We start from the raw sequence: 25,911 nt of genomic DNA, 5'->3' as shown, positions 1-25,911 counted from the left end.
AAACTGATTAATTCTGAATGGTTACACAGCTCATTTGCTGTGGAGTTGAGCTGGAAATTATTGTATAATAAGTGAGTGAGTTGTGGGAAATAGACGGGCCAAAGATATTATAAGAATACTCAAGAATAATGGTTTTGTTCAAGTTAGTCAGCGTGGTTCTCACAAGAAATTTAAAAAGGGATTGGTTACTGTAATTATCCCTGATCATGGAGGAAAAGATCTTGGTTTCGGTCTTATAAAGGCAATTGAAAAACAAACCGGCGTAAAATTGATTTAGAGGGAAGGTGATTTCATGATTAAATACAAAGCTAAATTCACAAATGATTCAAATGGTATCAATGTTATATTCCCAGACTTACCAGGGTGCTTTTCCTACGGTGAAAATAAGGAAATAGCAATGGCCAATGCTGTTGAAGCGTTAGACTTATATCTTGAAGAAGCTAACGATCCAAAGTGGCCTCTTCCAAAAGCTAAGAATCATAGAGGCGAGAATTTTAATTGGATTACTCCAAGTCCAGAGATATCGATTCCTTTGATGATTCGTGAAGCTCGCAAATCACGAAAGCTCACTCAACAGCATGCCGCGGATCTTCTTGATATGAAGCTTCAGACATATCAAAAGCTAGAATATATTAGAAAGTCAAACCCAACAGCAATGACACTTCTTAAAATTGCAGAAGCTTTTAAAGTAAAATTTGAATTAGCTGGATAATCTTCTAAATAGGCGCTCTGCGTCTTCTCACTTTCTTTAATATTTTGCATCATAAAGGGATGAATAATAAAGTCCCATCAGTCTCACAACTCGTAAATCACATAAAGAAAAATCTCGAGTCTAATTACCAAAATATTAGTGTAACAGGAGAGGTTTCAAACCTTAGCTCCTCTGGTGCAGGACATTGGTATTTCTCACTTGGTGATGGTAATGCACTTATGCAAATGGCGCTCTTTAAAATGGATGCCATGAGAAATCCGATTATTAAAAATATTCGCGCAGGAGACAAAGTCATTGTCTCTGGCTCCGTTTCTGTTTACCCAACTCGAGGAACGTTTCAATTAATTGTGAAACGAATCGTTCCAGCAGGTAAGGGTGATCTTCAGGAACAATTTGAATTACTAAAGAAGAAGCTACAGGTCGAAGGTCTTTTTGATATGAGTTCAAAGCAACCGATACCGACGATGCCAAAACGCATTGGTGTTATTACGGCAAAGGGAGCCGCGGCCTTGCAAGACTTTTTAAATGTATCTCAAAGACGATCTGAGTATCATCAGGTACTTCTTTCTCCGGCGCTAGTTCAAGGAATCAATGCTCCAGCTTCAATCCGTAAGGCCCTTGAGAAACTTATTGCTTATCATTTAAAGGCAAAAGAAGAGGGGCGTACCAAAGATATGCTGGATGTTATCGTTCTCACTCGTGGTGGTGGTTCGATGGAAGACCTTTGGGCATTCAATGATGAGGCCCTGGCCTGGGATATCTACAATTGTCCAATTCCAACCATTAGTGCCGTTGGACACCAAGTGGACTTCACGATTTCTGATTATGTGGCCGATCTTAGAATGGAGACACCTTCGGCAGCAGCTGAGGTTCTAACTCAAAAATTTATGGCGTTAGATTCTGACATGAATCGCATTCGTAAGGATTTAAAAGGTGCCATGAATATGGAACTTCGTCGTCGTTATGATGTCCTTTCTGAAACGTCACCGAAGAGTTTTCTCATTGCTCTTAAATCGAAAATTTCAGATTATAAGCATGAGCTTGAAAAGCTAAATCTAATTAAGAGAAAAGAACAGATCCTTTCTCTTTATGAATATACTTTTGAGCTAGATCGCCTAAGCCGTGATCTTGTGAAAGCTATTCAAAATAAAATTGTGAATTATAAAAATAAGAATATGGAATTTGAGAAGATCCTAGGGGCCTTAAATCCAAAAAATGTTCTTACGCGAGGCTATGCCTACACGCAGATTGGTGACAAGGTCATTAGCTCCTCCAAAGACATGGCAAAGCTTGAAAATGTCGATGTGGATATTCACTACGCTGACGGTAAGGTGACTCTTCACAAGGGAGCTAACTCGTGAGTGCATCTCTTGGGTTTCAAGATAATGAAGTAAATTCACCTAAGCAGAATTTTTACTATCACTCAAATATCGAAATTGATGAAGAGTTAGAGCGCAATTTAAATTATTCTGGATTTAGCTCTAGTGACTATGAATTCGACTTCTCAATTGAATCAAGTATCCCTCTGATTGTTAAACTAGATGACCACATTATCGAGATTGAAACCATCGAGAATCTTAAAGAGCTTCTGCACTTTAAAAGAGAGCTTGCGAGAGTTCTTAAATTAAACTCTAGTATGGCCAGTGCTAATCTCGATGAGATGGAAGTTGCGGGCCTTTATCTTGAGAAGGTATACCAAGACAACGACGACAATTTTATTCCAGAACTTTTTAAAATTTCAGAAGTAAAAAATGAATTCAATATCAAGGTAATCGATAAGGCCGATTCACATCTTTATCCTGTTAAAGAAGATTACTGCTTTGAAGATACAGCTTCTTATTATCTACTTACTGTAAAGGGTGAGTGGGAAGAAGCTCAAAAGGCCGCCCTGGCCATTGCTAATGTGATCCAACTAATAAATGCAAATGAAGAAGAACTCTCAAGTGAACAGCTTGGTGTTACTGACTTGATTAACAAGCTAACTTATCCAGTTGTTATCATCAGTGATGATGGTATCGTTCACTATCATAATGACCACTTTCTAAAGCTTGGAATCACACCAAATAATCTTATCAAAAATCTTGAGTCCGGTTGGATTGATATTGATGATCAAAAATATAAGATCCTCTCAAGTACGACTTCAAATCTAAGAACGATCTGTCTTGTGAAGCAGGAATTCAATTATACAAAGTCACACTCTGAACTTGGTATTATTACAAGCTCCATTGCTCACGAACTCAATAATCCTCTTGCGGGAATTCTTGCGGCCATTAACATGCTTGAGCTTGAAGAGTGGGAAGAAGACGATTTAACAATCCTAAATGAAATGAAGGCGTCAGCAAATCGTTGCAAGAGCCTAATCAATACTTTCCTTGGTTTTGCCAAGGTCAATGATCAACTAAGTCGTCAAAGTACGTTTGAGAGTATTCTCCAACAGGCAATCTCGCTACTGAGCAATCGAAAAATCGAATCGGGAATATCAATTCAAACAAATATTTCAAATGATCTGAAAGAACATGCGATTAGTGGTGCGAGTCTTCCAATCATTCTCTACTTAATCCTAAGTGAGATGATGACGCTTAAAAATCACGAACTCTTAATTGATGCTAGCTCTAACTCTATTGACTGTAACTTCTATCGTAATGAACACGACATCATTCTTACGGTAAAGAATCTCAATATTGAAGGACAAAAGAGTAAGATCTTAAACCGCTTAATCATCCACTTACTTGCACTTGAAAATTCACGCGTTGAAATTCATGGGCAGGATATTGTTGTTTATAATTTGGTCTGATTAAATAAACGCTTCCGGATAATTATACTTATTCGGATTCGTCTCAATGAACTTATCAAGTTGAGTAAAGAAGAAGTCCTTATTCTTAAGGGCAAAAGAATCCTTAAAGATCATAAGCTCGCGCTCTTGGCGTAGATTCTTTGCCATATAAAGATTAACAAGGTCTTGCAGCATTTCAGGGAAGTGAATCTCTTTAAGCTTCTGCGCTTTCTTGCGATTAGACTTTGAATTGATATATTGAATTAGCTTCTTGTCGTGACCAGGGTAGCGAAAGATTAATCCTTGTCTAATTCCTAGGGCACCAAGAGGGTAGATTGTAAATTGTTCTGGCACAAGGTGATTCATAAGAACGAAGTCAGCTTGCTTGATTTTTTGAAGCTCTTCTTTGTACTCGGCCTTTAGTTCTTCTTTCGTACCGTCTCCAATCAAATTTTGACGAAGCATTGTGATGGCCTCTTCTTGATCGGCTTCATCCATTTTATTAAATGAATGATTAAAGCGAATAAGGGCCTCAAGAATTGGTCCACTAAGTTTAATGGAAATAGTTTGCCATTCGAGATCTTTAATACGCTCGCTAATGAATTGAATTTCATTTTCTTTATTCGTGCACGGAAAAGAGAATAGGATGATTCCGTTTTGTCCTTTTACTGTAATAACAAAAGGAGCAAAAATCTTTTTCATCTTTGCCACAATCTCATCGTGCTCACTTGTATCTTTTTTAAAGTTACAAAGATCAAGCTCGTAGCGATTCTTAGGGTAGTAAAGGTGATTGATCTTCTTAATGTCTTTTTCAATAAAGATATTGAGATAGTTTAAGAAGAGTTGCGCTGTCGCGATAGCATCATCAAGGGCACGGTGTGCCTTTTGGTGAGAGATATTAAAAATACGCGACATATAGTTTAGATTCGAGTTCATTAGAGTTGGAATAAGATACTTTGTCATAAGGTTTGTACATAGTCCCTTATTCTCAAGTTGCTTTCTTCCAAGCCTTTCTAATACTGAATTTAAAAATGGAATATCAAATGAAGAGTTGTGAGCGATAAGAACTCGGTCACCAATAAACTCTAGAACTTCATCAATAACGGCATCAATTGTTGGTGCGCCTTCAACTTCATCTTGTGTGATAGAAGTTAGCTTTTGAATAAAGTCTGGGATTTTTCTTTCTGGATTGATGAGAAAGCTTTTTTTCGCTCCTACTTCCAGGTTATCAATTTGGACGAGTCCAATTTCAATGATTTTATCTTTTTTCTGGTTTCCACCAGTTGTCTCTAAATCGAAGACGCAGAAGCTCATGTCTGCTAGCATTTTCTTTGAAGAATGTGTTTCCATCAACAATCCATGAAAGCCGAGTATTCACTCGTGGTTAGGTATTGAATAGATTATAGCAAAGTTCTCCCCACCGAGGTAGGGAGAAAATATGATTTTTTTATTTGATATTTGAGATAACTTCTTCAAGAAGCTCTAGGAACTTCTTCATAACACGTGCGGCCTCGTGCTTAATATCATCGTGATTTAGTTTAGTATTCTCAATTCCTGCGGCCATATTTGTCACGCAAGAGATACCAAGAACATCAAGTCCCATGTGGTTTGCAGCAATACACTCTTGTACTGTCGACATTCCAACAAGGTCTCCACCAAAGTTACGATACATGCGAATTTCAGCAGGTGTTTCATAAGTTGGCCCCATAACACCAACGTAAACACCTTCTTTAAGATCATATGAAATATTCTTTGCCGAAGCATAAGCGATCTCTTGAAGAGCAGGTGACCATGCATATGTCATATCTGGAAAACGAGTTCCTAGTTCTTCAATATTTTCACCAACAAGACAATTTTCGCCTGTTAGGTTTAGGTGATCCTTAATTAGAACAAGTGAGCCAGAGCTGTAGTCTAAATTAATCCCACCAGCAGCATTTGTGATGATTAGATTTTTGATTCCAAGAGTTTTTAAAACGCGAACAGGGAAAACAACTTCATCAAGAGAGTGGCCTTCATAGCGGTGGATACGTCCTTGCATAACTGCAACAACTTTTCCTCCAAGTTCACCCATAACAAGCTGACCTTTGTGGCCGATAACTTTTGTCTTCTTAAAACCTGGAATTTCTTCGTATGGAATTTCAACTTTGTTTTCTAAAAGGTTAGCAAATTCACCAAGTCCTGAACCTAGGATCACTCCAATATCAGGTGCTTTGTCATATTTGCTTTGAATATAGCTCTTTGATTCTTCTAATCTTTTAAAAATTGCGTGCATACGTACCTCTAGATTTCTTTCACTTCAAAGATTAACTTGCTTGCTTTAGGCTTAGCAGTTGTAACTTTAATATCTTTCTTTAAGTCAGCAAGGATAGCTTCAACTTGTTTCTTCTGGTTTTTATTGTGATAGATCTCAACAAGAGCTTCACCTTTAGAAACCTTGTCACCAACTTTCTTATTAAGAACAAATCCAACACCAAAATCAATTTTATCAGTTGCCTTTGCACGTCCACCACCAAGGCTTACACAGTGAAGGCCCATATTCTTACAAGCGATAGCTGAAACATAACCATTCTTAGTTGCGCTAAATACAGTCTTCTCTTTTGCTAGTGGTAGGCGAGAGTAGTCGTCACAAACTTTCTCATCTCCGCCTTGAACTTTAATAAGGTTTTTGAAAACTTTAAGTGCTTTTCCATTATCAATTACTGCTTGAGCTTTCTTTTCACCTTCTTTAAGTGAGTCTGCTTTTCCTGCAATATAGATCATGGCACCAGCAAGCTTAACACTAATATCAGTTAAGTCTTTTGGGCCATTACCTTTTAGTGTTTCAATTGATTCAATAATCTCAAGTGAGTTACCAATATACTGACCAAGTGGTTGGTTCATATCTGTAATCATTGTGATCATACGCTTATCAAAGCGCTTTGAAGTATCACGAAGACTCTTCGCTAGTGCTTTTGCATCCTTGATATTATCCATGAATGCACCGTCACCAACTTTAATATCCATAACGATTCCATTAGCACCCTCTGCTAATTTCTTACTCATGATTGAAGCTGTAATTAATGGGATTGATTCAACTGTTCCCGTTACATCTCTTAGACCGTAGATGATCTTGTCAGCAGGAGCGATGTCCTTTGTTTGACCGATAAGAACGATCTTCTCTTTATTAAGTTGTTTCTTAAATTGTTCGAGAGTTAGTTCAGTTTTGAACCCTTTAATCGATTCAACTTTATCAACTGTTCCACCTGTGTGACCAAGACCACGTCCGGCCATCATTGGAACCTTTACTCCACATGCCGTAGCAATTGGTCCAAGAATGAACGATGCCTTATCTCCAACACCACCAGTTGAGTGCTTGTCGATCACGTTCACGCCTTTGAATTTTAGCGTCTTTCCAGAGTAGAGCATGGCATCTGTTAGAGCTGCCGTCTCTTTTACGCTCATCCCATTTAAGTAGATGGCCATAAGTAGTGCAGACATTTGATAATCGGCAACATCACCATTTGTAATTCCATTAATGAACCACTTAATCTCTTCATCTGTTAATTTTTTACCATCTCTTTTTTTTGAGATGATCTGATATGCGCTAAAATTTTCCGACATAGTATTCCTTTTAAAAATTTAATTCCCTAATAATTCCTGTGCATTTATTGCATCAAATTACTTATGCGTATAGAATAGTAAAAGGGTCATTATAGACACGGCCATTAGAGGTGGCAATGATGAAACTTAATGCGTAGCGCAGGGATTTTAAGGTTTTAGAAATGTTCAAAAAAATTATCATTATATGTTTAGCTCTTACATTTTCATTCTCTTCAGTAGCACAAACAAATTTTAAAGAAGAGGGATTACGTGACTTAACAACAGTTGCAGGCCTTGGCCTAGGTGGAGCTATTCTTGGACTTTCAACACTTTCATTTGTTGAGGAACCTAAAGACCACCTTAAAAATATTCTTGTGGGAGCAGCTGTAGGGATCGTTATTGGTGTTGGTGTTGTGGCCTATAATCAAGCGGCAAAGTCTCAGGCAACAATTCGCCAAACAGGATTCCGCGACTTTGATACGACTAGTCGTTTAAATTGGCATGCGTCAAATACGGCACAAGATATCAAAGAGTTCAATGCTGTAAATCCTAAAGTTGGTTGGTCGTTTAACTTCTAATTATTCTTTTTTATTGTCCATTTATGCTCAAACCTATACTCTAAGGCTGTTTTTAGAATTAATTTAATTTAGTTATAGGGTATTCCATGGAAAGAGTTATTTCGGCATTTGGTTTAATCGTTATGGTTGGTGTTGCTTTTGCATTATCTAATAACCGTAAGAAAATTAATTGGCGCTTAATTCTATCTGGTCTAACTCTTCAGATCTTCTTTGGTCTCATCATTCTTAAAACAGATGCCGGACAAAACTTCTTCGAAGGTGCTCGTGGCTTCTTTACTGCAATCCTAAATTTCACAAATGAAGGTTCTGAATTCCTATTTGGTCCACTGACAAATGTTCCAAAAACTGGATTCATCTTCTTCGTTATGGTTCTTCCAACAATTATTTTCATGTCTTCTTTAATGAGTGTTCTATACCACCTCGGTATTATGCAATTAGTTATTAAAGCGTTCGCGAAAGTAATGTCTGTTGTGATGGGAACATCTGGTGCTGAATCTCTTGCGGCCGCTGCCAATATCTTTGCAGGCCAAACAGAAGCTCCTCTTGTTGTTAAGCCTCTTATTTCAAAAATGACTGAGTCAGAGCTTATGGCCCTGATGACTGGTGGGATGGCAACAGTTGCAGGTGGAGTCCTTGCTTCATATGTTGGCTTCGGAATTGACGCTGCTCACTTACTTTCAGCATCGGTTATGTCAGCTCCGGCGGCACTTGTATGTGCCAAGCTTATGATCCCAGAGACACAAGAGTCTCTGACTAAAGGTGATTTAAAATTAGAATTAAATGATACTAGTGTTAACTTTATTGATGCCGCTGCCAACGGTGCTAGTGAAGGTGTAAAACTTGCTATTAATGTTGGTGCAATGCTTGTCGCGATTATCGCACTTGTTGCCATGATTAATGGTGGCCTTGCCTTAGTTACAGGTTGGTTTGGTTTTGAGGGAATTACTCTTGAGCTAATCATGGGGAAATTATTTGCTCCTTTTGCTTGGTTATTAGGTGTTGAGTGGAAAGATGCTCAAATCGTAGGAACACTTCTTGGTAAGAAGTTAGTACTAAATGAGTTCGTTGCTTACTTAGATCTAAGAGCAAATATGGGTAATATATCAGAACGCTCGGCCATTATCTCTACTTATGCCCTTTGTGGTTTTGCTAACTTCTCATCAATTGGGATTCAGATTGGTGGAATCGGTGGGATCGCTGAGAATCGTAAACATGACCTTGCAAGGCTTGGGATTCGCTCTCTAATTGCCGGGACACTTGCTTGTTTCATGACAGCATGTATTGCGGGTATATTTATTTAATACCGTCTTCGTCTAATTCTAAATTAATTGAGTAGGGTAACGCGGAATATTATATCTTCTAGCGCAAAACCTTGCTCAGACGTACAATTATTAGTAGGTTAAAGTCTTTGGCTTGAGCAATGCTCGCCGACTTGCCTCGCACTTTTATTTCGTATTTCGATTTAAGTTTAAAAGGAATATATATGTCTAAAGATTTGATTATTAACAAAACAGTTAACGAGTGGCGTGCTGTTTTGATGGAGAATGGTGAAATTCTCGATTTCCTTATGGAGAGAACGAAACCAACAACAACGCCACACCCACGCCTTGGAAATATCTACCGCGGAAAAGTTTTAAGAGTACTACCAGGAATGCAGTCTGCATTCGTTGATATTGGTTACTCAAAAGCAGCTTTCCTCTACGTCGATGACGCTTATCTTCCAACTCTTGATGAGCAAAGAGAGATGGCCAAAAAGGCCGAGGTTATTAAGAAAGAAAAGAAAGAAAATGGCCTAGTAATTCCAGACGAATTAGCAACTCTATCTGAGTCAATGGATATGAAGATGCGTCCAGAGTCAGCAACAATTGAATCATTTCTAAAAGAAGGGGATGAGATCATTGTTCAAGTTGCCAAAGAGCCAATCTCAACAAAAGGACCACGTGTTACTCGTCATGTAACAATCCCTGGCCGCTATGTTGTATACATGCCGTTTATTGAGCATACAGGTGTTTCTCGTCGTATTGAAAATGAAGAAGAACGTGATCGTCTAAAAGAGATGCTTGAGACAATCCGTCCTGAAGGTAAGGGTGTTATTGCTCGTACTGTTGCAGAAGGAAGCTCATACAAAACTCTTAAGTCTGACTACGATATGCTGACAAAGATTTGGAAAGAGGTGCAAAAGAAATCTGAAAAAGAAAAAGCACCGGCCCTTTGTTATGAAGACTTAACTTTTATTCAACGAGTTTTAAGAGATATTACAGATGAAGACGTTGATAATATTATTATCGACGATAAAGACGGCGTAAAAGAAGTCGAGAAATTTGCAACGAAGTATCTTCCTCAAATTAAGGGGAAGGCAAAATTCTTTGATGAAACAAATCCGATCTTTGAAAAATTTAATGTTGATATCGAAATTGAAAGGGGACTAAGTAACAAAGTTTATCTTCGTTCAGGTGGTTCTCTAAATATCGATCAAACAGAGGCCCTCGTTTCAATTGACGTTAACACGGGAAAATTTGTTGGCCGAAAAACATTAGAAGAAACAATCCTTCGCACAAACCTTGAAGCAGTTAAAGAGATCGCTTATCAGCTAAGACTTAGAAACTGTGGTGGGATTATCATTATCGATTTTATCGATATGGAAAAAGTTGAAAACCGCGAAGCTGTTTATAACTCACTAGTAGACGCTCTTAAGAAAGACCGTTCGAAAACAAAAGTACTTCCAATCTCTGAGCTTGGGCTTGTTGAGATGACTCGTAAGAGAACTCGTGACACGCTAACACGTATCATGTGCGAGCCTTGTCCGTATTGTGAAGGAAATGGAATTGTAAAAACAGTTAATACGATTTGCTATGAGATTGTACGTGAACTTGGAAAGAAGATTCGCAACAATCCAGAATCGAAGAAGATATCAATTTATGCTCACCCTGAGGTGACGGCATCATTATGTGGTGAAGAACTTGATATCATCGAAACGATGGAAGAAGTCTTTAGTGTCAATCTTCAGATTCGCTCGGAGAACTCTTACCACGTTGAACAATACGAAATTTTTTAGCCGCTTGGGTGCTTAAGGCACCCATGCTTGCTTTTAGGGTTTAACTGATATGAGAGCACTTCTATTCCCATTACATAAAGTTTCATATCAGGCGATCTTAAAGAAGCCCCTCAATATTTTTGAACCACGCTATATTCACATGATTCACGAAGCCGAACAGACCAACACTCCTGTTGCTTTGGCCTATGCGACCTTGCAAGACGCTGATGAAGAAGCTGACACTATTGCTATTGATCACGAAAAGTACCATGCAGTAAAGCGCATGGTGGGACTTGGCCGCGTTCAAATTTTACAAAAATCAAAAGACGGCACCATGCTTGTTATCCTTGAGCCGATGTTTAAGGGACTCATTATGGATGTCTATAATGAAGAGCTTCCGTATAACACCATCGAAGTTGACCCCATTACTGAATTCTTAACAGTGATGCCGGAGCATATGATTTCACTGCAAAGACTTGGGCTGCTCTTTCGCCACTGGGCAAAGTCATTTTTTAAGAACCAGGTGGAGTACGATGCCCTGATGGAGGCAACACAAGATCCCGTGGTTTTAGTTGGCGCCATCACTGAATTTGTCGTGACTTCCCCCGACCTCAAGCAGGGGATTCTCGAAATCGACGACATTAACGCCAAAATCGATGTCCTTCTCGAATGGCTCGACTAGTGGTACGCGCCACCTTTTCAAGAATTCAGTAACTTAGAGATCCAGCACGACAAAAAATTGAAAAATATTCGCGTATTTAGGCTATTTTGCCTTGAGTTGGGGGATATTATTCCCAGAGTCACTACGTAACCTATTGAAATTATGCTTTATTCATTCAACAGTTCTTGGCCAACTATCTGTAATCACGTAAAGGTGGCGCGTACCCGAACTTGCTTTACACAAAGCGCAGTTACTGATAGATTAGCACCACATTTGACCGTTAATTTACTCGCTTCCCTGTGGTGGGGAGGCCAATAATAACTATTGTCCAGGAGATAAAGTATGATTTATGAGTTAGCATTAGTAGCTCACGCGGGCGCAACAGAAGATCAGCAAACAGCTCTTAAGAACCTAGTAGCTGAAGTTGCAAAAAATTACGAAGGTGAAGTCCTTTTAACTGATGATTGGGGAATGAGAACATTTGCTCAAACTGCCAAAAACGGTTCTAAAACAGGTAACTACATCTATTTCATCGTTTCAGGTAACAAAGACCTAAACACAGAACTTCAAAGACGTTTCAAAATCAACGAAGACGTTCACAAGTACCTTATCATTAAATTAGCTGATAACAACGAAGCTGCTGAAGCAGTTGTTAAAGGTTACAAAACTCCATTCTCAAAAGCTCACCCAGGTTCACAAACTGATGAACTAGAAAAAGGTGCAGAAAAAGATAAGAGAAGATTTGCTAAGAGAAAGAACTGTTGGTTCAAAGCAAACAGCATCACTGCAGACTGGAAAGATCCAAAGACTTATAACTGGCTAATCAACGAGTTTGGTAAGATCCAACCATCAAGAGTTACTGGTGTTTCAACTAAGCACCACAGATGGGCACAATCTGCAATTAAGAGAGCAAGAAATATTGGTCTAGTTTCTCACGTTAGAGGTGACTTCGCTCACTAAGAGTGTTGAGAACTTAGTCTTAAGGGAATTAGAAAAAGATAATGAACGATAAGAAACCAAACACATTTACACTTATCTCAAAAGATAACTTCACAATTGGGAAGTTACTTTTCTTATGTGTTGTGAGTTTGATCTTAAGCGTTGCTTATCCACTAGGTGTATTTTCACCGCTTCCAGTGGCATTCGCTTTCTTGATCTATGGAAACTTAAAGACGCTTGTGACTTTCGGTGTAACGATTGTTCTCTGTTTTATTGCTGCTCAATCTAGCGACTCTTTCTTAATCCTTGCTAACTCGGCGTATGTTTTATTCTACGCTGTTATCATTGGTTACCTAAGTGCCGCGACTATTTTGCGCAATGAAGATCCTGTAAAAGGATTATTAAAAAGAGGATTTATCTTACTACTCGTAATCTTCGGTATTATGGGGACTATTGAAGTGATTTTTCCTTCAACAATCTCAACGACGATTACAACTTCAGTAAATGAAGGTTTGTCACAATTAAAGAATTCGCCAGATTATAAAGAACTGATTGCTCGCGGTGGAGAAGTCGCAGCAACTTATCAAAGTGTTTTCGAGAACCCTGATGATATCATTAAGAGAATCTATCAGTGGGGATTCGCTGTTATCTTTGTAAGTACATTCTTTATTTTATGGCTAACGGTTTTCATGCTTTTAAGAAATGCAAAGTTATGGAAAATGCTTCATGGCTACAAATATGGTCTAAAGCACTTTGTGCGCTTTCAAGTGCCTGAGTACTTTGCCCTTATAGTAGTTGTTGGGCTAGCTCTCTTCTTAGGTGGAGAGTATATCGGTGGTGAGATTGTTGAGGTTATTGGCCTTAATATCTTACTTTGCTTAGGAATATTCTATTTCTTTCAAGGAATGGGTGTTTACCTAGACTTCTTAAAATATATTAAGGTGACTGGGTTTGTTCGCTCGATTCTTGCGATTATGACTATTTTCTTTGCTCATCGTTTTATTGCGATTGTTGGCCTATTAGACTATTGGGTCAACTTTAGAAGATTTTTTAAAAATAATAAGGAGATATAAAATGAAAGTTATTCTTAAAGAAACTGTAAAGTCTCTTGGTAACGTTGGTGAGATCGTTAACGTTTCAGCTGGTTATGCAAGAAACTTCCTAATACCAAATGGTGCTGCAGTTCTAGCTGATGAATCAAACACAGCTCAGGTTAAGCACTTTGAAAAACTACTTGCTAAGCAAGTTGCTGCTGATAAAGCAGAAGCGACAAAAGTTGCTGGTACAATCAATGGTTTAAACATTGAACTAATCAAAAGAGTTGGTACTAACGGTAAACTATTTGGTTCTGTTACTACTCACGAGCTTTCTCTTGAACTAGGTAAACTAGGTCACAACGTAGAAAGAAGACACCTTCTTCTTGAAAACCCAATCCGTGCGGTTGGTAGCTACGATGTTAAAGCTAAGATCTTCAATGGTGTTGAAGCTGCTTTTACAGTAACTGTAAAAATGGACCCTGCACAAGAAGAAGAAAACAAGAAAAAAGCAGAAGAGCTAGCTGCAATGAAAGCTGCTCAAGAACTACTTGCTAAAGAGCAAGCAGAAGCTGCTGCTTCAGGTGACACTTCTGGTGAAATGACTGAAGAAGAAAAGTTAAAAATGGAAGCTAATAGAATTCTAAGAAGCTAATTTTTTTCTTATATTAAAGAGGGGGGGCCTTGAGCCTCCCTTTTTATTTCTAATCATATTATGGGGCAGAATATGGTTGAGCAAAACAACTCGAACAACGCAAGAACACTTCCAAACGATACTCTTTCTGAGAAATCTCTACTTTCATGTTTAATTCTAGATAGTATGTCTTTTGATGAAATTTCTGACTTAAAGTTAGAAGGGAAGGACTTTTATAATCCGAAGTATGGAATTGTATTCGATGCCATTAAAGATATGGTTCACTCGAATAACCCAGTTGATTACGTAACAATTTGCTCATACCTTTCAGATCACAATCGCCTGGAAGAAATCGGTGGTCAAAACTTTATTCTCGATATTACTGAAGATCAGGTATCGAGTGCCAACCTTCGCCATTACGCAAAGACTGTAAAGGACAAGGCGTCTCTTAGAGACCTCGTTCGCCAAGCTCGAAAAGTAGCGGACAAAGGTGCAACTTTCTCAGGAAATGCACAAGACTTCATTCAGGAAGTAGAATCAATTTTCTTTGGTCTTACAAACGAAGCCAAGCAAGGAAGTATGATTAAACTTAATGAGTGTCTTAAAGAAAATATTAAAGAAATTGAAGATACATCTCGCATTGCTGGTGAGATTCATGGTGTACCAACTGGTTATGGTGCTCTTGATAAATTATTACTTGGAATGCAACCTGGTCAGCTCATTATTCTTGCTGCCCGTCCTGCCATGGGTAAGACTGCTCTTGCTCTTAACGTTGCACAAAACGCATGTGAGTTCTCAAAACTTCCAGTTGCTCTCTTCTCTCTGGAGATGATGGCAAAGGAACTTTCAATGAGACTTCTAACTCAACGTGCGAAGATCGATTCAAAAAGAATCCGTACGAAAGAGTTCCTTGAAACAGATTTAAGAAAAATTGGACAGGGGATTCAGCAGCTTGCTGATATGCCAATTTACATCAATGATAACGCCGGGACAAACCTTCTTGATATTCAGTCTGCTTGTCGTAAGATTAAAGCTTCTGAAGGGCTAGGTTTAGTTGTTATCGACTACCTTCAGCTAATGAGTTCTCACAATAAGATGCTTCCTCGTGAACAGCAGATTGCTGAAATCTCAAGGGGCCTAAAGAATATGGCCAAAGAACTTGAGTGCCCGGTTATTGCACTTTCACAGCTTAACCGTGGGGTTGAGTCTCGTCCTAACAAACGTCCAATGACATCTGACCTTCGTGAATCTGGATCGATTGAGCAGGATGCGGATATTATCATGTTCGTATATAGAGACGAGTACTATAACCCAGATACAAAAGATCAAGGGATTGCTGAAGTAATCGTTGGTAAAAACCGTGGTGGTGAAGTAGGAACTGCAAAGCTAACATTCGTTGGTGCTCACACTAGTTTCGAAAATATCGCTTATGCACAAGACGATGGAAGAAGTTAAGCAATCTGCTTACGCAATCTTTAAGCATAAAGAAGGCTTCTTAAAACTTGAGAGGCCTTCAAAATACCTTCATATAACAAATAAGAAAATTTACGATCGTTTAAATGAGACTGAACAGGACTTCTCTGTTGCTGCTTTAAAAGAGTTATTAGGGCACAATTGGCATGTGCAATCTCTTCACTATGAATTAGGCCACTATTTCTTATTAGAGGCCCCTCGTTTTGAAGGTGAGGTTGGCCTTGCAACTCTTATTAACTTTGAATTGAATCAATTTATAGGCCCCTCAGAGGGATGTAAAAAACCAACAGCGATAATTGAAAAGATTATAAGTGAAGAAGAGTATGAGAAACTTTTTAAGACGACTTTTGAGAACCTACTGGCGGGAAATTGTTACCAACTAAATCTAACTTCGCTTATCGAAGTGAAGATTTCAAATTCAGACGATCTCGTTAATACATTTCTAAGTAAGGAGCTTTTCTCTAAGCTTAGCGAGTTTGCTCATATTCTAAATTTTCCTTTTGAAGATCGCCTTGTCATTAGTAACTCACCAGAGTGTCTCTATGAATACGACCAAGCTACGAAGAAATTAATAACTAGGCCTATCAAAGGAACAGTTGCCCAAGAGCTAGGTGAGGACTTTCTCATTAATGATATTAAGAATACAAGCGAGCTCAATATCATTACCGATCTTTTAAGGCATGACCTATCGGCCATTGGTAAGAACTTCTCCAAAGTAGAGTCTCTACGTGAATTTTTCCGCGTTCCAGGCCTTATTCATCAATACTCCAAAATTAGCGTTGAACTAGAGGAGTGTAATACATTGGCGCTTGTCGCATCTCTTTTTCCAGGTGGAAGCATTACTGGTGCACCCAAGAAAAGAGTCGTTGAATTGATCAAAGAGATCGAAAATAAAGACCGAGGAATTTACACAGGTTCTACCATTTTAAATTTCGACACAATTTCTAAAGCATCTATAAACATCCGTACTTTAGATGTCGCATCATCTTCTAACCGCGCACTATATGGGGCCGGAGGAGGAATCACACTACTGAGTGACGCTCAGAGTGAATTTCAAGAACTAAAAGCCAAAGCTAATAGCTTTCTTAAGGTTTTCTTTAAGGATGTAAAAATCTAATAAATTCTTACATGTTATTTGATAGTTTTGACATTCAAATCTCTCGCTAGATATGATTTTTTTGTGACAAAGTGAAGCAAAGGATTGCTCCAACATGGATCGTTGAAAATTTGTCGCAGGAGAGGGAAGTCAATGGATATGACAAACAACACAACACAGACAACACAGAACAAAGATACTCACAACAAGGACGTTATGGTGCAATTAAATGATTTAGTTGAAATCTCAGGTGTACCAACTGATTTCATTAAGAAAGAGTTAATGCTTGATGATACTGTTTCAATGGATGAATTGAGATCAAAAATGCTTAAATTTCTCGACACTACTTTTCAAGAGCATGGTGTCGATACTTCTAAAGTAAAATAGTCAGTTAATCTTTTGGAAACATAGGACTTGTTTCTCAATAATCTCCTTAATGCCCTTCTTATTAAGCTTAGGTTTAGTAAGAGGGGCATTTTTATTTTCCCCTTGCTGAACATCTTCAATCGGTAGAAATTTCCACAACTATGCAATTTAAAGTGCTTACTAAATTTTTGTTAAGGTAGTCCGTCTCATTTCCGATACTTAGAATGAAATAGGAAAATTTTCATAGGAATGTTGTATGGATATAGCATCAGTCATAGGATTAGTATTAGCAGTAGGTGGAATCATGGGTTCCATTATGTCAGGTGGGGCGATCTCAATTTTCATTGATGTGCCTTCAGTACTCGTTGTTGGTCTAGGTCTAGTCGGAGTAACACTTTATCGTTGGCCAATGGAAGTCGTAAAAGGTCTTGTTGCAATTGCAATGAAATCAATCTTCTTCACACCAGTTGATCCAAAAGACAAAATTAACAAGATTAAAGAGCTAGCAGAACTTGCCAGACGAGAGTCAGTTTTTGCATTAGAGAAAGCAGAAATTGATGACCCGTTTATGAAGAAGGCAATGACTCTTGCAGCAGATAACAGACCTCCTGAAGTTATTGCTTCAATTCTACAAATGGATATTGATTCAATGGAGTCACGCCATAAAACTGGTGCTGATGTTTTTGATGGTGTTGCAGCCGATGGCCCAGCGATGGGAATGATCGGGACCCTGATTGGTCTGGTACAGATGCTTCAGAACCTTTCAGATCCTTCAGCGATTGGTCCTGCCATGGCCGTTGCCCTTCTAACAACGTTCTATGGTGCGATTATTGCCAACGTTTTTGCAGGGCCTGTTAAGAATAAAATTTCATATCGATCTCAAATGGAGCTTATGTCTATGAGTATCGTTGTTGCGGGAACACTTGGAATTGTAGCAGGTGAGAACCCACGTATGATTATTGAAAAACTTAATTCATTCCTTCCACCAAGTGAAAGATCTGCTTCGGATGAAGGTGAGGAATAAGAATAAGTTTTAAACAAATTTAAAAAGAGTATTTGAGGAATAAATACTAAGGGTAATCAAGGAGTAAGAAATGGCAGATGATAGTGCTGCAGTAGTTGATGACGGTGGAAACGCGAAGTGTCCTGAGTGTGTCCCGGGCCTTCCCGGTTGGATGGCGACGTTCTCTGACCTTGTAACGCTTCTACTTACATTCTTCGTACTACTTCTTTCTTTTGCAAAGACTGAGACGGCCAAATATGAAGCGGCCCTTGGTTCAATTCGCAATGCCTTTGGTGGTAACGTTCTTCAACAGGGTGAAGTTATTCAAAAGGGGAAGTCTCCTGATAACTTTCCAACGATGATGGAATCTCAAACACCAATCAAACCTTTTCCAATTGAGTTTTTAACAATGGAAGGAATTCTTGATAAGCATGAAATCAATCGTGGTTCAGAAGAAGTTCTTAAAAATATGCGTCATGACTTAAAAGAGTTTAACTTAAGTGAGAACGTAACAGTTTATGAACAGGCCGAGGGGATTGTCGTTCGTGTTAAAGACAAGATTTACTTTAAGCGTGGTTCAGTTGAAATTGAATCAACAAAGATAGCTGTTTCATCATACCAGCGAATGATTGACCTTCTTAAAAAACGTAATTGGAAAGTCTTTGTTATGGGTTATGCCGCTCGCGGTGAGGTATCTAATGATGGAAAGAGTGATGCTCTTGAGTTATCATCCGCCCGTGCCACTGCGGCCACTAAATCTCTTATTAGAAGAGGGATTAATCCAGAAAGAATTTCAACGGTATTCTATGGTGATACTCGTTTAACTGACCTTCCGGGACGATCTCAAATGGAGATTGATAACGAAAATCGTAAAGTTGAATTTATGATTAGAAAACGTGATCTTGAAGATAATGGCCACAAAGTTGAAGCACAATAAGAATTTTTGTAATCTCACTGAAAAAGATAGTTTGAAGGAGTTCCTTAAAGGGGAGCTCCATTTTTCTAATAAAGCAATTAAGACCTCTTATATTTCAAAGGTTGCACTGCAGTCTCATCTCGCTCCAAAGAGTGAGTTATACCTACCTCGAGATCTTTTAAATCGCTTTCACGTTAATCCTATCTATACTGGCCAGGCCATTGAAGTAATTCATGAGGACGATATTTTTATCGTCTTAAATAAGCCTCAGGGGATTCACGGCCACCCAATGGAGTATAGTGAAACTGATACTGTTCTAAATTTCATGCGCTCCCACTTTAATCTCCCAAGCCTTGGAAACTCTCGCTCTGATTATGAGAAAGGCCTTCTTTATCGCCTCGATCAATTAACGAGTGGTGTTCTTATCTATATCAAAGATGAGCTTATTCACGAAAATCTTAGAAATTCTTTTTCTCAAATCGCTAAGGAGAAAACCTATCTTGCTATTGTTAAAGGAAAGGTTGAAGAGGGGATGGATTTAACTGATCGCCTTGTCTCAAGTGGCATCAAAGGTGAGAAGATGATCGTCAATGAGATTGGAGTTGAAGCGACTTTAAGAGTTGAGCCTGTTTTCTATCAGGACAAGAAGAATCTTTCTTTAGTTAAGGTTACTTTAAATGAAGGCCATCGCCATCAAATACGTGTTCAACTTTCACACGCAGGTTTTCCAATTATAGGAGACCCTCTTTATAACGAAGACTATAACGAGAAAGAAGACCAGCGACTTTATCTTCACGCCTTTCAATACTGCTTAGATGTAAATGGACACACGACTTGCTTTAAGGCCGAGACGGCAGATTTATTCTGCGACCTCTTGGACTTGGATAGTCTGATGGATGTGGCGAGCTAGGTTATTCTTATTCTTAAGTGTCTTTAGCTTCACTACATACTTTCCTTCAGAAAGAGATGAGAGAATCATCTTTGGGTGAACAAGTTTCACAACAACCATCATCGTTCGCTCAAGACTTTCTTCCATAGCATAACGAGAAATTGAGATATAAGAATTGGCCAGTGCCTTATACATCTCACGACGAAGAATCTCTTTGTCCGTTCCCTCTGGTACGATCTTTTCATCCACAGGAATTGTCACTTCTAGGTTATTTTTATTACACTCAATCTTCCAAGAAGGGTGCATATACTTATCAAGACGCACTTTTACTGAACGACATGATGTCGCTAACATGCGATCTGCACGCTTTTGGAAGGCGCCATTCTCTCTTAATTGAAAGATAAAGATAATAAATATTAATATTCCGAACCCTAGTACTGGATTCCTAAGTAGTGATTTCAATACCATAGCAATATTATCGCACTAAATTATATAAAAATCACTAAAGGAAATGATGGCCATATCCGATAAATATAGTAGGTTATTTAAGGAGCTGTAATGACGTCATTTTCGTCTATGGAAGATCAAAATTTTTGGAATATTTTATTTAATTTAGAAGAAATTAGAAAGCCAATAAGTTTGGTTTCATTCCTAAGAAAAAATCATATTAATCGCGATGAATTCTATATGTTCTATGAGAAGTCTCACTTCTACGGACTATCGATTGACCTTCGTCCCAAAGATGATGAGTTCTTATTAATGCCACTATCATGGCGTAGGGACTACGGTGATATCTTACTTGAGAATACATCACACCGAGAACTTATTAAGGATATTCAGGCCGCCTGTAAAGATGGACGAGTCTGTGAGTTTACATTCTTAGATCACTCTAAGAAGAAGGTTCGCCCTTGGCGAGTGGTACTTTCTCAAAATCTTTATAAAGTCATTAGTGAAGACGTGGTAACAAAGAAGCTAATCACAATTGATATGAACGAAGTCGATGATATTGAATTTCAAGATTTTGACTACGCTTCAATGTATTCAAGATTTGAAATTGAAGAGTATATCAATGCGCTAAGGCATATTGATGGCAGCGATCAGCGTTTAGTTTTAAAGTTAAACTATGGTTTTGAATTAACGCCAATTAGTAATTTAATCTTTCTAGGTCATCCATACTCAACAACGAATCAATATGGTGAAATCATTTGGGCTGCATCTGTCGAAAAGTCTCTTTATTTATTTGACTGGCTATATTCAATGCGCGACCAAATTGAAATTCTTGAACCGAGTTGTATTAAAGAAGAATTCGAGGAGTTTTGCCAGAAAAGAAGAAATGCTGCATAATCCGACATGAGATGAAAAAGAATAACTTATTTCTAATATCGTTTCTTCCAGCACTCCTGTACTGGTATCTTGAAGAAACACAGACAGTGGAGATTGCCATCATTGGCGGTCTTTCGCTGGCGATTTTAGAAATCATTTTTGAGAAGGTATTCTTTAAGCACATTCATTCAATCTCTAAATTAAATTTTATCATTATTCTAATTCTTGGACCAATCTCCTTGATCGGCCATGATGGAGTTTGGTTTAAGTTACAGCCATTCTTTACGGGGCTCTTCTTAAGTGGATTTCTTATCTTCAATCTCAAGCAAGGCAAAAGTCTTATGCTTACGATGATGGAAGATATGGAAAAGAAGGCCAATGTGCCAGAAGAGATAATGACAAAGATTGAGTACCACTTGGCCTACTTCCTACTATTCAATGGTATTTTTATGGGTTACTTGGCCATCTATGAAACAACTTCTCGTTGGGCCTTTTTTAAGTCCATTGGATTCTATATTGTTTTTGCGGTCTTTTTGGTTCTAGAAATTATTTTAATAAGACGTGAAGTAAAGAAGATTATGCTTGAGCAAATGCAGGCCCAAGCCGATATGATTCAAACACACCACGGAGGCCACATTGACTAAGGCAAGCGATATTGTTGAGATTGAAGAGTTTGATATTTCTCCAGGAAGAACAATTGCAAATCGCTATGTGGTTCTTGAAAAACTAGGTTCTGGCTATGAGGGTGAGGTTTACCGCGTAAGGGAGAAACACACCAATATTGAAAGGGCCATTAAGATTTATTTCCCACAAAGAAATAAGAAATTTAAAGTGAGCACAAGATATGCTCTTAAACTTGAAAAGCTCAGTCATAGTCCAATTGTGATGGATTGTATCTCTCATGAATTGGTAACTTTAAAAGGTCAAAAAGTAGCATGTCTAACTTCTGAGTTTATTGAAGGGGAGATGCTTGGAGAGTTTATCCAAAAGCAAAAAGGTAAGCGCCTTGAAATCTTCTCTGCTATTCATCTACTTTATTCAATAGTCGTAGGGGTCGAGTCTATTCACCTTGAAGGTGAGTATCACGGAGACCTTCATACCGAAAATATTATCATTCGCCGCTTTGGATTAGAGTTTGATTTGAAGATTATTGACCTTCACCACTGGGGTGACTCGAAAAAAGATAATCGCGACGAAGATATTATTAAAATCATCAGAATTTTCTATGATATCCTAGGAGGACAGAAGCATTATAAGAAATTATCTCCTTCCATTAAGTACATCATTTGTGGACTTAAGCGTGGGATCATTCTTAAACGATTTAAAAATATCAGTATGCTTCGTTACCACCTAGAAACCATGGATTGGTCAGATGCCGTTTAAAAAAATTGTTTCCGACGTAGCGGAATTTGAACACGATATTTTTGACTTTGGTGATTATCGCATTGGCTACTTCATTGCCAAACATAAGTTAAAAGAATCAGGCGATAATAACGAAGATGCTCTCTTTATTAGCGGAGAGGAGAAGTCTTTTGTTGTTGGAGTTTCTGACGGGGCCGGTGGTCATCCGCGCGGGCGCGATGCTGCTGTTGCAATCGTTGAGGCCATTGCAAATTATAAAGACGGTAGCAATTGTTTGGAACTCATTGAAACCGCAAATCAGAACGTATCAGATCTTAAGGCCGGTGCAAGATCAACTCTTGCCTTTGCCCAGATTAAAGATGATATGGTTCGCTTCTACCATGTTGGTGATTCTGAAATTCTCTACTGGAATGCCCATGGGAATGAAATCTATACTTCTACTCCACACTCTGGAGTTGGCCATATGGTTAAGGCAGGAGTCCTAGGTCAGGAAGAATCTCTTGCTCACCCTGAAAGAAATTATGTCAATAACCTCATGGGTGACGACGTTATAAAAATTGAATCAACCTCTGGGGCCAGTATCAAAAAAGGTCACACGATCCTTATTGGAAGTGATGGGCTTTTTGATAATATTCCTCACGACTCCCTTACTGAACTTATTGGACAGGGGATCTTTGATAAGTCATTTGAAAACCTCGCTGAGTTTTGCAAGATTCAAAACGAAGAGGCCTGGCTTAAATACGATGACATTTCTTTTATCGCGATTCGAAAGGTTAAGGCCTAGTCGGTGCATGGCACTTAGAACTTAGAATTGTCCAGCAGGATAACTTCCAAGGATCTTAATGTCATTGGCGTCGCGCTTTAACTCTTTAAGGCATTCTTGAACCTTGTCATTGTGAAGGGCACCCATGAAATCAACGTAGAAGATATACTTAAATGGTTGATGAGGGATTGGGCGTGACTCAAGCTTCGTTAAGTTGATGCTGTAGTCAGCGAAAACTTGTAGGCAGCCTAGAAGTGCTCCAGGATGGTGCTTTGTTGTGAAGGCGATACTTGTTTTCTCTTTTCCAATTCCCGTTGGGATATTCTTTTCTTTAACGAAAATAAGGAAGCGAGTGAAGTTGTCTGCTTCATCTTGAATCTTTTCCTGAATGATATTGAGGCCGTAGTAGTCAGCGCAAAGGCGTGAACCAACGCAGGCTTCATTTTCAGATTTTGATTCAGAGATGATTTTGGCAGAGCCCGCAGTATCAAACTCGGCAACTGGTTTTAGGCTTTCTTTCTTAAAGAAGCCATGACATTGGGCCAAGGCAATCGGGTGTGAGTAGACGGCCTTGATATCCGCTACATCAACACCCTGATTGGCCATAAGGCAATGGTTAATTTCTAGGTAGAGTTCGCCAATGGCAAAGAAGTCATGTTTAAAAATTAAATCCATATTGATATCGACGTTTCCGACGATGCTATTTTCGATAGGTAAGATGGCACAAGCGACTTCCTCATTTTCAAGGGCGCTACATACGTCTTCACTTAGGGCAATGCCCACGGCCTCAACTTCCTTGCCAAAATATTTATAGAGTGCTTCTTCTGAGTAAGAACCTTTGGTGCCTTGAAATGCTACCTTCATTCCTTTATTCAATCTTCAAGCCTTTTGATAACTTTATTAAACGATTCTAGGAAGTCTTCACGAGTTTGTTTAGCATATTGATTATGCTCATTCATATCTGCGAATAATTCCCATGAGTCATTTTCGACAGTCTTTAAAATTTTTAAAAGTCTACGGTAACCTTTTGTGTCGATCGGAAGTTTTTTCGCATCCATATCCATTAGCGTTCTTCCAATCATGTGAGTGAGTAGAAGAGAGTGGGAGATCTGTTTATCGTGCTCGGCCGCTGTTGTCTCTATTACCTTGATTCCATGAAAGCGCATAAAGGCACAAATCTTTTGATAGTATTTATCTTCGATGCGAACAGGGCAAACAGCTATTTTAGTTCCAAATAATGTTTCACCTGCTGAGTCTGGCCCAAACATTGGGTGAGTGGCAAGAATGCTGACTGTTTCTGGCAGATGCTTCTTCATTGCAGCAACTGGCATCTCTTTAACGGAACAGACGTCAACAACGAGAGCATCTTTAGATAGTAGTGGAGCGATCTCTTCAATAACAGATTCAAATTTATTCATTGGAACAAAAGGAATGACGATTGGATTTTTACAAACTTCTTCAAGAGGTTTGAAGTGACACCCTATGGCCTCAACTTCTGCTTTTACACTTTCGTTTATATCATAAATTTCAACTGTAAAATCTTCTTCTAGGTATTTTGAAATTAACTTACCAAGTCGTCCGAAACCAATTATTCCAACTTTCATTAACAAAGAACCTTTTTTATATTTTCATAAGCTTGTTCAATACGTTCAACAGAATCTGTAAATGCCAGGCGGATATAATCATCTTGTCCAAAGAACTTTCCAGGAACAAGGGCAACGCCAGCTTCTTCAATTAGCTTTTGCACCATCTCAACCGAGTCATTCACAATTCCTCTTTCAATAAATGGTTTGATATCAAGAAAAAGGTAGAAGGCCCCTTGAGGTTGAGTTACTTTGAAGATTTGTGAGAATAACTCATAAGCACGTTTTTTACGCTCAGTCATTGTCTCTAACATATCGCCAATGATTTCATCACTATGCTCAATGGCATTGATGGCACCATATTGTGTAAATGGTGGAATATTTCCACATAGATGGCCTTGGAAGCTATCTACTTTCTTAATGAACTCCTCCTTGGCAATCATGTAACCGACGCGAAAGCCTGTCATACAAAATGATTTTGAGAAACTTTGAATCGAAATTGATCGATCTGCAATTTCTTTACCAAGCATAAGAGGTGAGACGAATTCACAATCATAAGTAAGAGATTCATAGGCTTCATCACTAACGATAATTAAATCGTGTGCAATGGCCATTTCACCAAGTTTTATTAGTTCTTCTCTTGTATAAACTGCACCAGACGGATTATTTGGTGTGTTGATATAGATTGCTTTTGTCTTTGATGTAATTGCATTCTTAATGGCATCAAGATCGAGGTGAAAATCTTCTTGTGAGTTAACAAAGACAGACTTTCCTCCAGCAAGCTTGATACTTTCTGGAATTGTGACCCAGTATGGAATAGGGACGATAACTTCATCACCTTCATCTAGAATTGATTGAAATGAGTTGAAGATAATTTGTTTTGAACCATTTCCAACGAGGATATTTTGAGGTTCAATTTGAGTTTTACAACGATGATTAAAGTAGCTTGCAATGGCCTGCCTTAGTTCTGGCTCACCACTTACAGAAGAGTATTTAGTTTTCCCTTTCTTAAGGGCCTCATAGATGGCCTCTAGAATACTTTCTTTGGGCAGGAAATCTGGTTCACCGACATTTAGGCCGATGATATCCTTTCCTTGACTTCTAAGGTTTGTAATTTGTGCCGAAATCTGGATACTACCAGACGGAGCAATTCCTTCCACTCTTTCAGATACTTTCATAACTTTATTATATCA

Annotated in this window: 28 protein-coding genes; 21 read left to right on the top strand and 7 right to left on the bottom strand. The window is 38.6% G+C overall.

Annotated elements, in window-relative coordinates; translation table 11 throughout:
• Positions 1-82: 82 nt before the first annotated feature.
• From ABMA72_RS06440 to ABMA72_RS06425, 4 genes are read left to right on the top strand one after another with little or no spacing between them, the layout of a single operon-like run.
• Entirely contained in the window at positions 83-277 is a 195-nt protein-coding gene (locus tag ABMA72_RS06440) for a type II toxin-antitoxin system HicA family toxin (protein ID WP_392857205.1), read from the top strand.
• Positions 278-292: 15 nt separating this feature from the next.
• On the top strand, positions 293-712 hold the full coding sequence (locus tag ABMA72_RS06435) for a helix-turn-helix domain-containing protein (RefSeq protein ID WP_392857202.1): 420 nt from the start codon (positions 293-295) through the stop codon (positions 710-712).
• A gap of 59 nt (positions 713-771) precedes the next feature.
• Entirely contained in the window at positions 772-2,073 is a 1,302-nt protein-coding gene (xseA, locus tag ABMA72_RS06430) for an exodeoxyribonuclease VII large subunit (protein ID WP_393056560.1), read from the top strand.
• Positions 2,070-3,506 (top strand): histidine kinase dimerization/phospho-acceptor domain-containing protein, encoded by a 1,437-nt coding sequence (locus ABMA72_RS06425; protein WP_393056558.1) that lies wholly within the window; start codon positions 2,070-2,072, stop codon positions 3,504-3,506. The genes xseA and ABMA72_RS06425 overlap by 4 nt, the downstream gene beginning before the upstream one ends.
• Here the strand turns inward: ABMA72_RS06425 and ABMA72_RS06420 are convergent, their stop codons facing one another.
• The 3 genes from ABMA72_RS06420 to ABMA72_RS06410 form a co-directional block, all read right to left on the bottom strand.
• Positions 3,507-4,835: a PolC-type DNA polymerase III gene (locus ABMA72_RS06420; RefSeq protein WP_392857196.1), complete on the bottom strand. Its 1,329-nt coding sequence runs from the start codon at positions 4,833-4,835 to the stop codon at positions 3,507-3,509.
• Positions 4,836-4,932: 97 nt separating this feature from the next.
• A complete protein-coding gene (locus ABMA72_RS06415) occupies positions 4,933-5,757 on the bottom strand; it encodes a purine-nucleoside phosphorylase (RefSeq protein ID WP_392857194.1) in 825 nt (274 codons plus the stop codon).
• Between the two features lie 8 nt (positions 5,758-5,765).
• The gene (locus ABMA72_RS06410; protein ID WP_392912260.1) at positions 5,766-7,085 is read right to left on the bottom strand and encodes a thymidine phosphorylase; all 1,320 of its coding nucleotides are present in this window, start codon (positions 7,083-7,085) and stop codon (positions 5,766-5,768) included.
• 161 nt (positions 7,086-7,246) lie between these two features.
• Here ABMA72_RS06410 and ABMA72_RS06405 point away from each other — a divergent pair, with 161 nt between their 5' ends.
• The 13 genes from ABMA72_RS06405 (at position 7,247) to ABMA72_RS06345 (ending at position 19,708) form a co-directional block, all read left to right on the top strand.
• On the top strand, positions 7,247-7,642 hold the full coding sequence (locus ABMA72_RS06405) for a hypothetical protein (RefSeq protein ID WP_392857190.1): 396 nt from the start codon (positions 7,247-7,249) through the stop codon (positions 7,640-7,642).
• 86 nt (positions 7,643-7,728) lie between these two features.
• Positions 7,729-8,943, top strand: coding sequence for a NupC/NupG family nucleoside CNT transporter (locus ABMA72_RS06400; RefSeq protein ID WP_392857188.1), 1,215 nt, complete (start codon positions 7,729-7,731; stop codon positions 8,941-8,943).
• A gap of 182 nt (positions 8,944-9,125) precedes the next feature.
• Positions 9,126-10,697: a ribonuclease E/G gene (locus ABMA72_RS06395; RefSeq protein WP_392857187.1), complete on the top strand. Its 1,572-nt coding sequence runs from the start codon at positions 9,126-9,128 to the stop codon at positions 10,695-10,697.
• 49 nt (positions 10,698-10,746) lie between these two features.
• Entirely contained in the window at positions 10,747-11,358 is a 612-nt protein-coding gene (locus ABMA72_RS06390; RefSeq protein ID WP_392857184.1) for an LON peptidase substrate-binding domain-containing protein, read from the top strand.
• A gap of 321 nt (positions 11,359-11,679) precedes the next feature.
• On the top strand, positions 11,680-12,297 hold the full coding sequence (gene rpsR, locus ABMA72_RS06385) for a 30S ribosomal protein S18 (protein WP_021265803.1): 618 nt from the start codon (positions 11,680-11,682) through the stop codon (positions 12,295-12,297).
• Positions 12,298-12,338: 41 nt separating this feature from the next.
• Entirely contained in the window at positions 12,339-13,349 is a 1,011-nt protein-coding gene (locus ABMA72_RS06380) for a DUF2232 domain-containing protein (protein ID WP_392857182.1), read from the top strand.
• A 1-nt stretch (position 13,350) separates the two neighbouring features.
• Positions 13,351-13,965, top strand: a complete 615-nt coding sequence (gene rplI, locus ABMA72_RS06375; protein ID WP_021265893.1) for a 50S ribosomal protein L9 — start codon at positions 13,351-13,353, stop codon at positions 13,963-13,965.
• 72 nt (positions 13,966-14,037) lie between these two features.
• Positions 14,038-15,399 carry a replicative DNA helicase gene (dnaB, locus tag ABMA72_RS06370; protein WP_392857180.1) on the top strand — a complete coding sequence of 454 codons (1,362 nt, stop codon included), beginning with the start codon at positions 14,038-14,040 and terminating at the stop codon, positions 15,397-15,399.
• Complete coding sequence (locus ABMA72_RS06365) at positions 15,374-16,534, top strand: chorismate-binding protein (RefSeq protein WP_392857179.1); 1,161 nt, start codon at positions 15,374-15,376, stop codon at positions 16,532-16,534. Before dnaB ends, ABMA72_RS06365 begins: the two co-directional genes overlap by 26 nt.
• A gap of 132 nt (positions 16,535-16,666) precedes the next feature.
• Positions 16,667-16,900: a hypothetical protein gene (locus ABMA72_RS06360; RefSeq protein ID WP_392857177.1), complete on the top strand. Its 234-nt coding sequence runs from the start codon at positions 16,667-16,669 to the stop codon at positions 16,898-16,900.
• Positions 16,901-17,135: 235 nt separating this feature from the next.
• Positions 17,136-17,903: a motility protein A gene (locus tag ABMA72_RS06355; protein ID WP_392857175.1), complete on the top strand. Its 768-nt coding sequence runs from the start codon at positions 17,136-17,138 to the stop codon at positions 17,901-17,903.
• Positions 17,904-17,973: 70 nt separating this feature from the next.
• Entirely contained in the window at positions 17,974-18,819 is an 846-nt protein-coding gene (locus ABMA72_RS06350; RefSeq protein ID WP_392857174.1) for a flagellar motor protein MotB, read from the top strand.
• Entirely contained in the window at positions 18,794-19,708 is a 915-nt protein-coding gene (locus ABMA72_RS06345; RefSeq protein ID WP_392857172.1) for a pseudouridine synthase family protein, read from the top strand. Before ABMA72_RS06350 ends, ABMA72_RS06345 begins: the two co-directional genes overlap by 26 nt.
• Here ABMA72_RS06345 and ABMA72_RS06340 read toward each other — a convergent pair.
• On the bottom strand, positions 19,658-20,155 hold the full coding sequence (locus tag ABMA72_RS06340) for a hypothetical protein (protein ID WP_392857171.1): 498 nt from the start codon (positions 20,153-20,155) through the stop codon (positions 19,658-19,660). The genes ABMA72_RS06345 and ABMA72_RS06340 overlap by 51 nt on opposite strands.
• Before the next feature lie 90 nt (positions 20,156-20,245).
• Here ABMA72_RS06340 and ABMA72_RS06335 point away from each other — a divergent pair, with 90 nt between their 5' ends.
• From ABMA72_RS06335 to ABMA72_RS06320, 4 genes are read left to right on the top strand one after another with little or no spacing between them, the layout of a single operon-like run.
• On the top strand, positions 20,246-21,031 hold the full coding sequence (locus ABMA72_RS06335) for a WYL domain-containing protein (RefSeq protein WP_392857169.1): 786 nt from the start codon (positions 20,246-20,248) through the stop codon (positions 21,029-21,031).
• Positions 21,032-21,042: 11 nt separating this feature from the next.
• A complete protein-coding gene (locus ABMA72_RS06330) occupies positions 21,043-21,654 on the top strand; it encodes a septation protein IspZ (RefSeq protein WP_392857166.1) in 612 nt (203 codons plus the stop codon).
• Positions 21,647-22,393 carry a protein kinase gene (locus ABMA72_RS06325; protein ID WP_021266293.1) on the top strand — a complete coding sequence of 249 codons (747 nt, stop codon included), beginning with the start codon at positions 21,647-21,649 and terminating at the stop codon, positions 22,391-22,393. Before ABMA72_RS06330 ends, ABMA72_RS06325 begins: the two co-directional genes overlap by 8 nt.
• Complete coding sequence (locus tag ABMA72_RS06320; RefSeq protein ID WP_392857163.1) at positions 22,383-23,156, top strand: PP2C family protein-serine/threonine phosphatase; 774 nt, start codon at positions 22,383-22,385, stop codon at positions 23,154-23,156. Before ABMA72_RS06325 ends, ABMA72_RS06320 begins: the two co-directional genes overlap by 11 nt.
• A 21-nt stretch (positions 23,157-23,177) precedes the next feature.
• Here ABMA72_RS06320 and pheA read toward each other — a convergent pair whose 3' ends face one another.
• The 3 genes from pheA to ABMA72_RS06305 are packed head-to-tail and all read right to left on the bottom strand — an operon-like array spanning position 23,178 to position 25,896.
• Positions 23,178-23,999, bottom strand: a complete 822-nt coding sequence (gene pheA, locus ABMA72_RS06315) for a prephenate dehydratase (protein WP_392857161.1) — start codon at positions 23,997-23,999, stop codon at positions 23,178-23,180.
• Between the two features lie 8 nt (positions 24,000-24,007).
• Positions 24,008-24,739: a prephenate dehydrogenase/arogenate dehydrogenase family protein gene (locus tag ABMA72_RS06310; RefSeq protein ID WP_393056556.1), complete on the bottom strand. Its 732-nt coding sequence runs from the start codon at positions 24,737-24,739 to the stop codon at positions 24,008-24,010.
• On the bottom strand, positions 24,739-25,896 hold the full coding sequence (locus ABMA72_RS06305; RefSeq protein WP_393056554.1) for a pyridoxal phosphate-dependent aminotransferase: 1,158 nt from the start codon (positions 25,894-25,896) through the stop codon (positions 24,739-24,741). The genes ABMA72_RS06310 and ABMA72_RS06305 overlap by 1 nt, the downstream gene beginning before the upstream one ends.
• Between the last annotated feature and the right edge of the window lie 15 nt (positions 25,897-25,911).

Source organism: Halobacteriovorax sp. CON-3, from assembly GCF_043196995.1.
In the GTDB taxonomy this organism is placed as follows: domain Bacteria; phylum Bdellovibrionota; class Bacteriovoracia; order Bacteriovoracales; family Bacteriovoracaceae; genus Halobacteriovorax_A.
Note: the sequence above shows the minus strand (reverse complement) of the source record. Positions and strands in the feature narration are given on the sequence as shown.